Here is a 9,943-nt window from a genome sequence, read left to right as displayed (position 1 = left end):
GATATGATTCTGGAAATTAAGTCTGTAAATTAGTTTGTCTGTTTTATTTTAAAACGATTTATTTGAAAATAAATCGTTTTAAAATTGTTTATTTCTCATATATCTAAATATTTTATCGAAAAAATCGTTAAAATATGTCAAATAGATTTAAGTGTGGTATAATGTTTAATAAGGAGGAAAAAAGATGAAAATATTGAAAATAAAGATTCAAGGCCTAACAGGGTTTGAAGACTCTAAATTCGAATTTGACTTGTTTGCTGGTAAGAATGTTAATTCATACGAAAAAGAGAATAACAGTGTCTCTTATGTAATTAATAATTTATACAAACTGAATTCAATTGCTTTGCTGGGAATAAATGCTTCTGGCAAAACGACTAGTTTAAAGTTAGTTTTAGCAATGTTAAATATATTTATAAAAAACAAGAGTTTAACAGAGGAGGGGATTTCTGAAATTGGAAATTATTTTGAAAAAAAAATAATTTGCGAAAATTATATTTTTAATCAAGACTACATTTATAAAATTGAATCAACTATTTCCAAAGATAAGTCAAATGCGTTGTATTTTGAAGATGAATTTCTTTACCGAAAAAAAGTAAAAAGAACAGATTCTAAAGATAAAATTTTTACAAATTTCGAACAAACTATTTCAAGAAAAGATATTGATATTACTTATTTAAAGAAAACAAATTCTATTTTTTCAGGCATATTAAATAATGAAGAGGATCAATTAGTTGAAAATAGCGTTGTAGATTTAACCACTATTACTGATGTTAATAAGATTCAATATTTTGCGAATGATATGGATATTTCTTATGTTAATTTTTTAGATGATAGTATTGAATCTTTAATTTTCGAAGAAGAAACAAAAAATTTAAGGTTAAATTTAAGAATTCGAATGAAATGATAGAATCAAATATTGTCGATTTAAATAGATTCTTATCATCTGGGACAATAAAAGGGATTATGATTCTATTAAATATTCAATTTATTTTCAATTCAGGTGGATATCTAATCATTGATGAATTAGAAAATCACCTGAATAAGTCAATTGCAGTACAATTAATAAAGCTTTTTAATAGTAACATAAATAAAAACTCTGCAACATTGATTTTTACGACTCATTATATTGAAATTACTGATTTTATTGACAGGAGTGACAGTATCTATGTACTAAAAAAGAGGCCGTTTATAAACTTTGAAAAAATGAGCAATATTATCGGTGAAAAAGATAGATCAGATAGAAAGAAAAGCGAGTTAATTCTATCTGGTAGTTATGGATTAGGAACTGCTCCTAAAAATTCTTCCTATAAAATGATGAGGGAGAGCATGAATAAAAATATTCAATTATTGAGTTCAGAAAGTGCTGAATAATAGAGGGATAATTTATGATTAGTATAACATCAAATACACGTATTGCTATCATTGTTGAAGGAGCAACAGAACGAGCTATTATTGAGTTACTGCTTGAAAATGGATGTTTAAAATTTAGTGCTAGCCAAGTTATAAATTATGATAGTATTGATGGACTAGATTCTCCCTATAGAGGACCTAATAGATTTTATGGTAAACCTGCAACTTTTTCGAACCATTATTTGACTCAAGATTATGAAGAAAATAAAGTAATTGTTTTTATTATTGAAGATAGATCTGGAATACCATATAAAATATCTCAACCTTTTTTAGATAAATTGCAGGATGGAGGGATTTATCATGTAGTAACTAAAAGTGAAATTGAAATGATTGAAATATATTTTCGTAACTTAGAGAGAGGGTTTGAAAAAGTGAAATCACAGACTAAACCAAGTACATTCCTTAGTCAACATTTAAATAAAAAAATTAATGATATAAAATCGTATAGTAGAATTAAAATGGATTTAAATCCTTATGGAGACTTAGTTAATGCTATAAAAAAATACAAAAGTAAAAGTGATACCAAAAAATGGGATAAAAAGAATAATGAAATTTTCTTAGCAGACTTATTAAAATGATTAATTCATAACTGAAGTCTACAAGAAAGTCAAAGAAAAATGGATGATCTACACGAAACGAGATGCCGCTTCAAAGTTAAAGTAGATTAGTAAAATCTAATTTGCCCTGTAATTGTTCCGTTATTTAGTTTACATTATTCCGTAAAACTTTCTATTGTTCCGTTAATAATTTTGAAAAGGAGCCCCTATGCGCTACATTCTTTTACTCCGCGGCATCAATGTCGGCGGGAAAAACAAGGTTGTCATGGCTGATTTAAAGGCTGATTTGGAGGAGCTGGGTTTTGAAAATCCCCTTTCCTACATCAACAGCGGCAATCTCTTTTTTAACAGCGAGGAAGAGGAGGAGAGGATTAGGGAAAAGCTGGAAAGCTATTTTGCCCAGACTTATGATTTTCCCTTGCCCTTTGTCCTCCTCAGCTCTGCTATTTTACAAGAGGAAGCAAAACGACTGCCGGCCTGGTGGCAGGATGAGACTGCCTATCGCCGGGATGTGCTCTTTTACCTGCCCGAGGCGGATCGGGAGCAGATCATGGCTGAGACCGAGACTTGGAGTAACGACAAGGAGCAGATCCACTTTGGGCAGACGGCCTTTTTCTACAGCAATGCTGACCAAGCTGACTATCTCAAGTCCAACTACCATAAGAAACTGCTCAAATCCAGTTTTTATAAGCAGCTGACCATCCGCAACGGCAAGACCTTCCAGAAGATTTTGGAGTTGGTTGGGAAGGATTAAGATTTATTTTGAGGTGGAGAGTAAAAAATGAAAGCTTTGATATTTTCCAGCAAAACTTTTTGGGCAGCGCTCTATATCTTGCTGGCTTTCTGTGTTTTGAGCCAGTTTATACTGGGCTTATTTGGTCTTTCCTTTACACCGATGCTGGGGATATCTGGCTGTTTTGCTTAGTGCTTACCTCGTTTGCCTACCTCTGGTTTCTTTTCTTGGAGGGCAGAAGTTTCCACTGGTCTTATATTATTTGGGTTATTCTCAGTTTTTTACTGACTCTGTTTTTGAAATTTATGGTATCTATGGTCATTTCCTATTCCCATGATTCAAGTTTTCCGATTAGTATAGAATACTCGATAAAAGAAAGTGAAATCATCCTGCATAAGGGGTTCTTATTAGATGCCTATGATGAACATCACGACCTGCTTAATCTTTACCTCATGAAAACCAAAGTCAATCGTGTTCGCTATATTGATTGATCATTTCTCTAACGAACTAATCTGCTGAGAGCTATTATAATGTCACTGTAAAATTCGCTGCTTTGTATCGAAAGGAAAAAATCCATGTCCCGTTCCCAAGAAACCATCTTAACAAACATCTGCCTGGTCGAAGATGAGGCGTGTGGAAAAGTGCTGATGCAGTACCGCTCTCCTGAGCGCTATCACTGGTCTGGCTATGCCTTTCCGGGCGGTCATATTGAGAAAGGTGAGTCTCTGCACGATGCTGTCGTGCGAGAAGTTTTAGAGGAAACAGGCTTGACTATTAGCCATCCAAAATTGGTCGGCGTCAAGAACTGGCATAGGGATGACGGGATTCGCTATCTGGTCTTTTGCTACAAGGCAACGGAATTTTCCGGTCAGCTGCATTCGACTGAGGAAGGTGAAATCTCTTGGGTGGACAAAGAGACGCTGCCCCAGCTGGACTTGGCCTACGATTTGCTGGAACTCCTGCGCATGATGGAAGATGAGGAGCTGTCGGAATATTACTATCATGAGCGGATTGAAGGCGGCTGGCGCAAGAGTATGTATTAGAAAAAACTGACTAGGTTTGCCCTAATCAGTTTTTATTTATTCCTGTAAAAATCCTAGGTCTCTCAAAGCAGCTTCGACATAGTCCAGATCCTGCTGGGAGTCGGCTTGTACTAGGTGGTAGTGGACGCCGTCTGTCAGCTCCGATAAGGGGCGAAAGGCGCAGGATGCGACCTGCTGGAGAAAATGCTGAACATCCCGGCGGCAGGTCAGCTTCAGATAAGTCTGAATCTCACCGTAGACCGGGTGCTCGATCAGGATATTCTGTACGCGGCCGCCATTGTCCACGATTGCCAGCAGCTCAGCCTCCATATCCTCAGCTTGGTGCTGGACCTTGAAAAGCTGGTGAACAGCCGTGCTTTCCTCGCGGTCTTTGTAAAGATAGCCGCGGTTGGTCGAGAGGATCGGTGCACCGTCGGCCCGCAGCAGGGCAATGTCCTGCACAATAATCTGGCGGGTCACATGGAAATGCTCTGCCAGCAGCTGGCCATTGACGGCGGCAGAGGAGGTTTTCAAAAGGTCTAATAGTTGTTCTCGTCTTAGTTTGGTCATAGCTTCATTGTAAACCAAAAGTCGGGATTCTTCAAGGTCTAGCGGATCTTTTTCAGAGCTTGATAGACAAACTTGGCAATGACAAAGTCCACCATACTGTGAATGACTGTGCCCAGCCCAACCAAGCCAAATAAGATATAAAAGGCATTAGCTGGATAGGCTGAGGTTGTGTAAAAGAGGATGCAGACGACAACTTCGCCAAAGGCATGTATCAAGGCCAGTACAAGGTTAAAGGCCCAGCTTTTTTTCGGACTGTCCAGTGTATCTGGGTGCTTCTGCAGATAGAGAGCACCGATGCTGGCGAAGAGCAAGTGGGACAGGGCTCTGAGCGTAATGATGAAAGGAAGCCCCGACATAGCAAACCCAATCGTAGAGCCGATAACGACAATCACTGTCATGAGAGGGGAGATAAACATAGCCAGAAAGATGGCGACGTGACTGGCCAAGGTAAAGGAAGCGGGCGGAATGACAATCTTAATCGGCATGACCAGCGGGATAACGATGGCCAGGGCAGTCAGAAAAGCGGTCAGTGTCATAAACTGATTTTTAGATTTGGGTTTCATGGCAACTCCTTTTTTATCTGTATATACACTAGTATAGTACACTGTTTTTGCAGAAAGGTCAAGCTTCTTTGATAAAAATCCTCAAAGAGATTTGTCAAAAAGGATAAAATAGCTTATACTAGAAAGGCAGGTGATGAGCAGGATCTGACCGGCATTAGACTTCATGAAAATCAAAAGTGAATAAGAGACAAGAATATGAGGCCTTGGCCGATAAAGGGTCCCACCACTCTTGCAGATAGAACTTCCGCAAGGAAGTGTTCGCTTTGATTTTCGCAGAGTAGTAGAAATGGAGAAGAAATGAACAATTTACCAAACTGCCCAAAATGCAATTCAGAGTATGTCTATGAGGACGGTGTCCTTTTAGTCTGCCCGGAGTGCGCCTATGAGTGGGATCCGGCTGAGCTGGCTGAAGCAGAAGAAGGAACTGCGGCGGTCGATGCCAACGGCAACAAGCTGACCGATGGCGATACCGTGACTCTGATCAAGGACCTCAAGGTCAAGGGGGCGCCTAAGGATCTCAAGCAGGGGACGCGCGTGAAAAACATCCGCATCGTAGAGGGCGACCATAATATCGACTGTAAGATTGACGGCTTCGGGGCTATGAAGCTCAAGTCAGAGTTTGTCAAGAAAATCTGAGGTCCCTATGAATCGCCGCTTTATCTTTGCTTATCGCATCTTTCTCTTTCTGCTGGCTTTTCTGGGAATCTATCTGGAAATTGCCAAGTACGGCTGGGGGATGCTCATGTACTATACCATCCTGTCCAATCTGTTGGTCCTGCTCTTTACAGCTTATCTGATTTATCTGATGACGAGAGCGGATGAGGCTTGGAAAGCACCGAAGATTCTGAGGATAAAGGGCGGAGTGACGATGGCTATCATGATTACTTGTGTCGTCTATCACCTGCTCTTAGCACCTATTGCCAAGGATTTTTACCGGCTGGAAAATTTCCTCTGCCACTATATTGTGCCGCTCATGTTTCTTTTTGATACGCTGCTGGTTGACAAGAGCCGGCAGTACCGCTGGTTTGATCCGATTGCTTGGACCAGTCTGCCGCTGATATATATGATCTTTTCCCTCTTCAATGGCTTTGTGCTGAAGATTGACATTCCGGGGGCCAAGGACAATCCCTTTCCTTACTTTTTCCTCAATGTCTTTAAGTACGGCTGGCCTTATGTAATCCGTATGTCGCTGATTATCTTTGCGGCCTATCTGGTCTTTGGCTTTGTCTTTTATGGGATAAAGTCTGTCCGATTGGGAAAAAATCGGGAGAGAGCATAAGGTTCCGTTTTTCGGAGAGAATTTCATAAATGTGCATTTTTCTCTTGCAGTATTTTCCCAACTGTGATATAGTAGATGCAATCAAATAATCCTTTAATTCTATCCAGAGAGATAGGCAAGGAGCAAAGTAAAAAAGATGGGTGGAGTGCAGACAGGTGCGTCTTGTTTGCCATACCCAGCTGTATTTTCTGAAGTCTCCTTGCAAAAGGAGACTTTTTATTTATTATCTTCGAGGAGGTTTTCGATGAAAACAAAAGAAGTTGTCGATGACATCACTATGAACCGTGCCATTACACGGATTACTTATGAAATCATCGAGTGCAATAAGGACTTGAATCAAGTCGTTCTGGCTGGGATCAAAACGCGGGGCGTTCATCTGGCCCATCGCATTCAGAAGCGGCTGGCTCAGCTGGAAAAGATTGAGATTCCGGTCGGAGAAGTGGACACTAAGCCCTTTCGGGACGATGTCAAGAGCGGTGAGGACACGACGGTGATTCCGGTAGACATTACCGACCGTGAGGTCATTCTGATTGATGATGTTCTCTACACCGGCCGAACCATTCGTGCAGCCATTGACAATCTGGTCAGCCACGGCCGGCCGTCGCGGGTCAGTCTGGCTGTTCTGGTCGACCGCGGCCACCGCGAACTGCCCATTCGGGCAGACTATGTCGGCAAGAATATTCCGACCAGTCAGTCAGAGGAAATCATCGTGGAAGTGACCGAGACAGATGGTCAGGATCGGGTCCTGCTGGTGGAGGATGACGCATCATGAGCCAAGAAGTCAAGTATGATGTGCAGGATAGGCCGCGGCCCGGTCTGCTTCTAGGGCTGTCCTTCCAGCATCTCTTTGCCATGTTCGGTGCCACCGTTCTGGTGCCTATCCTGGTCGGCATTGACCCAGCTGTTGCTCTTTTTTCCAGCGGTCTGGGGACTCTGGCCCACCTGACAGTAACCAAGTATAAGATTCCGGCTTACATGGGCTCCAGCTTTGCCTATATCGCAGCCATGCAGATGCTGATGAAGACGGACGGGATTGCTGCGGTGGCACAGGGAGCGATTACCGGCGGTTTGGTTTACTTCATCGTTGCCTTGGTGGTCAGATTTGCCGGCAATGCCTGGATTGATAAGGTGCTGCCGCCGGTCGTGGTCGGACCGATCATCATGGTTATCGGTCTCAGTCTAGCCGGCACAGCTGTCAATGATGTCATGCTCAAGGATGGGAGTTACCATCTGCCCTATTTTGCTATCGGTATGGTGACCCTCTTTGCAGTGATTCTCTTTAACATCTATGGCAAAAAAATCGTCGGGATTATACCGGTGCTGCTGGGCCTGATCGTCGGCTATGTCTTCGCGCTCCTGCTCGGGGCGGTAACAGGAGAAGAGATTGTGTCCTTCGCTAAGGTATCGGAAGCTTCATGGTTTCACCTGCCGCCCATGAGCCTGCCCTTCTTGGACTACAGTGTGAAATTTTATCCCAGCGCCATACTGACTATGGCTCCCATCGCCTTTGTCACCATGACCGAGCACTTTGGCCATGTCATGGTACTCAACAGTCTGACCGGCAGGGATTTCTTTAAAGATCCCGGTCTGGATAAGACCTTGACTGGTGACGGTCTGGCTCAAGTGATTGCGGGGCTCTTCGGGGCGCCGCCGGTGACCAGCTATGGGGAAAATATCGGCGTCATGGCCCTCAATAAAATCTACAGTGTCTATGTCATTGCCGGAGCTGCAGTGCTGGCCATTGTCATGAGCTTTGTCGGGAAAGTTTCGGCTCTCCTGCAGTCCATCCCCAGTCCGGTGCTGGGCGGTATTTCCATTGCTCTCTTTGGGGTCATTGCTTCCAGCGGTCTGAAAATCCTGATTGAGGCACAGACAGATTTTGACAATAAGAAAAATCTGCTCATTGCCAGTGTCGTGCTGGTCTCAGGTATCGGAGGCCTGACCCTGCAGCTGTCGGGGCTGCAGATTTCAGGAGTCGCCTTGTCAACTGTTCTGGGAATTGTGCTCTATCTTGTTCTGCCTGAGCCTAAAGACTAGGCTGGGAAGATGTCTATTGCTATTCAGTGCTTTATTTATCACATAAGGAGAAAACATCATGTCATCCAATCAAATCGCTCTTAAAAACCTTGTTTCCATGGAAGCTCTCTCAAACGAAGAGGTGATGGCCCTGATTAAACGCGGGATTGAATTTAAAAACGGTGCCAAAGTTCACTATGATGACCAGCACATCGTTGCCAATCTCTTCTTTGAATCCTCTACCCGGACCCACAAGGCCTTTGAAGTGGCAGAGCTGAAGCTAGGCTGCGACCTGCTGGACTTTGATGTCAAGACCAGTTCGGTCAATAAGGGCGAGACCCTTTATGATACGATTTTGACCATGTCAGCTCTGGGCGTTGATGTCTGTGTCATCCGCCACCCAGAAGTGGACTATTACAAGGAATTGATCGAAAGTCCGACCATTACGACTTCCATTGTCAACGGGGGCGATGGCTCTGGCCAGCACCCCAGCCAAAGCCTGCTGGATCTGATGACCATTTATCAGGAGTTTGGCCGCTTTGACGGACTGAAGGTGGCCATTGCCGGTGATTTGGACCACTCGCGCGTGGCCAAGTCCAATATGCAGATTCTCAAGCGGCTGGGCGCTGAGCTCTACTTTGCCGGTCCGGAAGAATGGCGGAGCCAGGAATTTGCCGGTTACGGTCAGTTTGTGACGATTGATGAGGTGATTGACCAAGTGGATGTCATGATGTTCCTGCGGGTGCAGCATGAGCGCCACGACTATGAGTCCATCTTCTCTAAGGAAAACTACCACCGCCTGCACGGCCTGACGCAGGAGCGCTATGACCGCATGAAGGAGACGGCTATTCTCATGCACCCGGCTCCGGTCAACCGGGATGTGGAAATTGCGGACCACTTGGTGGAAGCACCTAAGTCCCGCATCGTCGAACAGATGACCAATGGTGTCTTTGTCAGAATGGCGATTATCGAGGCTGTTCTCAAAGGCCGCGAATAGCGCGGACAGGAGCCCAGAAGGGCATCAAGAGATTTTAACTGCTACAGCGGGAGGAGGCTGAGAATGATTCCAGCCTTGCTCCCTATTCTTATATAGGCATGCGGGGGGTCGATAGGCGATTCTGCATCTTGGACAGGAGGGAATAATGGCAAAGAGACTTTTAGTTCTGGAAAATGGCATGATTTTTGAAGGGGAAGCTTTCGGGGCCGACCTTTTGGTAACAGGAGAAATTGTCTTTAACACAGGCATGACCGGCTATCAGGAATCCATTACGGATCAGTCTTACAATGGTCAGATTTTGACCTTTACTTATCCGCTGGTAGGCAATTACGGCATCAATCGGGACGATTATGAGTCTATCCTGCCGACCTGCAAGGGGGTGGTGGTCTACGAACACGCCCGCCGGGCCAGCAACTGGCGTCAGCAGCTGTCTTTGGATGAATTTCTCAGGATTAAGAAGATACCTGGGATTTCAGGGATTGATACCAGGGCACTGACCAAGATTATCCGCCAGTACGGCACTATGCGGGCCACCATCGCCAATACTGAAGACAGTATCGAGCACTTAAAGGACCAGCTGCAGGCGACAGTGCTGCCGACTGACAATATCAAGCAGGTCTCCACCCAGCAGGCCTATCCGGCTCCGGGTGTCGGCCGCAGTGTGGTGCTGGTCGACTTCGGCCTCAAGCATTCCATCCTGCGGGAATTGGCCAAACGCGGCTGCAATGTGACAGTCGTGCCGTACAATACCAGTGCAGAGGCTATCCTGCATCTCAATCCGGACGGTGTCATGCTG

At 44.1% G+C, this 9,943-nt stretch carries 14 protein-coding genes; 12 read left to right on the top strand and 2 right to left on the bottom strand.

What is annotated here, in order from left to right; all coding sequences use genetic code 11:
• Positions 1–184: 184 nt before the first annotated feature.
• The 6 genes from STRDD11_RS11940 (at position 185) to STRDD11_RS11915 (ending at position 3,743) form a co-directional block, all read left to right on the top strand.
• Positions 185–904 carry a hypothetical protein gene (locus STRDD11_RS11940; RefSeq protein ID WP_128837469.1) on the top strand — a complete coding sequence of 240 codons (720 nt, stop codon included), beginning with the start codon at positions 185–187 and terminating at the stop codon, positions 902–904.
• Positions 901–1,371, top strand: coding sequence for an AAA family ATPase (locus STRDD11_RS11935; RefSeq protein ID WP_128837468.1), 471 nt, complete (start codon positions 901–903; stop codon positions 1,369–1,371). Before STRDD11_RS11940 ends, STRDD11_RS11935 begins: the two co-directional genes overlap by 4 nt.
• Positions 1,372–1,385: 14 nt before the next feature.
• Positions 1,386–1,988, top strand: coding sequence for a hypothetical protein (locus STRDD11_RS11930; protein WP_128837467.1), 603 nt, complete (start codon positions 1,386–1,388; stop codon positions 1,986–1,988).
• 187 nt (positions 1,989–2,175) lie between these two features.
• Entirely contained in the window at positions 2,176–2,721 is a 546-nt protein-coding gene (locus tag STRDD11_RS11925) for a DUF1697 domain-containing protein (protein ID WP_128837466.1), read from the top strand.
• An 8-nt stretch (positions 2,722–2,729) separates the two neighbouring features.
• Entirely contained in the window at positions 2,730–3,191 is a 462-nt protein-coding gene (locus tag STRDD11_RS11920; protein ID WP_241209452.1) for a hypothetical protein, read from the top strand.
• 84 nt (positions 3,192–3,275) lie between these two features.
• Positions 3,276–3,743 (top strand): 8-oxo-dGTP diphosphatase, encoded by a 468-nt coding sequence (locus tag STRDD11_RS11915; protein ID WP_128837465.1) that lies wholly within the window; start codon positions 3,276–3,278, stop codon positions 3,741–3,743.
• Between the two features lie 36 nt (positions 3,744–3,779).
• Here STRDD11_RS11915 and STRDD11_RS11910 read toward each other — a convergent pair whose 3' ends face one another.
• Both STRDD11_RS11910 and STRDD11_RS11905 read right to left on the bottom strand, forming a co-directional pair.
• Positions 3,780–4,310, bottom strand: coding sequence for a transcription repressor NadR (locus STRDD11_RS11910; RefSeq protein WP_206512716.1), 531 nt, complete (start codon positions 4,308–4,310; stop codon positions 3,780–3,782).
• Positions 4,311–4,330: 20 nt separating this feature from the next.
• Positions 4,331–4,855 (bottom strand): hypothetical protein, encoded by a 525-nt coding sequence (locus tag STRDD11_RS11905; protein ID WP_128837463.1) that lies wholly within the window; start codon positions 4,853–4,855, stop codon positions 4,331–4,333.
• Between the two features lie 297 nt (positions 4,856–5,152).
• On the opposite strand from STRDD11_RS11905, the gene STRDD11_RS11900 reads away from it, so the two are divergent.
• From STRDD11_RS11900 to STRDD11_RS11875, 6 genes are all read left to right on the top strand, one after another.
• Positions 5,153–5,491: a zinc ribbon domain-containing protein YjdM gene (locus STRDD11_RS11900; protein ID WP_128837462.1), complete on the top strand. Its 339-nt coding sequence runs from the start codon at positions 5,153–5,155 to the stop codon at positions 5,489–5,491.
• 7 nt (positions 5,492–5,498) lie between these two features.
• Entirely contained in the window at positions 5,499–6,134 is a 636-nt protein-coding gene (locus STRDD11_RS11895) for a Pr6Pr family membrane protein (RefSeq protein WP_128837461.1), read from the top strand.
• Positions 6,135–6,378: 244 nt separating this feature from the next.
• The gene (gene pyrR / locus STRDD11_RS11890) at positions 6,379–6,906 is read left to right on the top strand and encodes a bifunctional pyr operon transcriptional regulator/uracil phosphoribosyltransferase PyrR (protein ID WP_128837460.1); all 528 of its coding nucleotides are present in this window, start codon (positions 6,379–6,381) and stop codon (positions 6,904–6,906) included.
• Positions 6,903–8,171: a uracil-xanthine permease family protein gene (locus STRDD11_RS11885; protein WP_128837459.1), complete on the top strand. Its 1,269-nt coding sequence runs from the start codon at positions 6,903–6,905 to the stop codon at positions 8,169–8,171. Before pyrR ends, STRDD11_RS11885 begins: the two co-directional genes overlap by 4 nt.
• Positions 8,172–8,229: 58 nt before the next feature.
• A complete protein-coding gene (locus tag STRDD11_RS11880; RefSeq protein WP_128837458.1) occupies positions 8,230–9,147 on the top strand; it encodes an aspartate carbamoyltransferase catalytic subunit in 918 nt (305 codons plus the stop codon).
• Between the two features lie 145 nt (positions 9,148–9,292).
• On the top strand, positions 9,293–9,943 hold a 651-nt coding region (locus STRDD11_RS11875), incomplete at its 3' end, for a carbamoyl phosphate synthase small subunit (RefSeq protein WP_128837503.1).

The organism is Streptococcus sp. DD11 (genome assembly GCF_001578865.1).
GTDB classification, from domain to species: domain Bacteria; phylum Bacillota; class Bacilli; order Lactobacillales; family Streptococcaceae; genus Streptococcus; species Streptococcus panodentis.
Note: the sequence above shows the minus strand (reverse complement) of the source record. Positions and strands in the feature narration are given on the sequence as shown.

Bases quoted from the DNA above. Each gene is read 5' to 3' on its own strand.
- STRDD11_RS11895 (WP_128837461.1), top strand. From the start codon at position 5,499: ATGAATCGCCGCTTTATCTTTGCTTATCGCATCTTTCTCTTTCTGCTG.
- STRDD11_RS11905 (WP_128837463.1), bottom strand. From the start codon at position 4,855: ATGAAACCCAAATCTAAAAATCAGTTTATGACACTGACCGCTTTTCTG.
- STRDD11_RS11885 (WP_128837459.1), top strand. From the start codon at position 6,903: ATGAGCCAAGAAGTCAAGTATGATGTGCAGGATAGGCCGCGGCCCGGT.
- pyrR (WP_128837460.1), top strand. From the start codon at position 6,379: ATGAAAACAAAAGAAGTTGTCGATGACATCACTATGAACCGTGCCATT.
- STRDD11_RS11935 (WP_128837468.1), top strand. From the start codon at position 901: ATGATAGAATCAAATATTGTCGATTTAAATAGATTCTTATCATCTGGG.
- STRDD11_RS11925 (WP_128837466.1), top strand. From the start codon at position 2,176: ATGCGCTACATTCTTTTACTCCGCGGCATCAATGTCGGCGGGAAAAAC.
- STRDD11_RS11930 (WP_128837467.1), top strand. From the start codon at position 1,386: ATGATTAGTATAACATCAAATACACGTATTGCTATCATTGTTGAAGGA.
- STRDD11_RS11940 (WP_128837469.1), top strand. From the start codon at position 185: ATGAAAATATTGAAAATAAAGATTCAAGGCCTAACAGGGTTTGAAGAC.
- STRDD11_RS11915 (WP_128837465.1), top strand. From the start codon at position 3,276: ATGTCCCGTTCCCAAGAAACCATCTTAACAAACATCTGCCTGGTCGAA.
- STRDD11_RS11880 (WP_128837458.1), top strand. From the start codon at position 8,230: ATGTCATCCAATCAAATCGCTCTTAAAAACCTTGTTTCCATGGAAGCT.
- STRDD11_RS11900 (WP_128837462.1), top strand. From the start codon at position 5,153: ATGAACAATTTACCAAACTGCCCAAAATGCAATTCAGAGTATGTCTAT.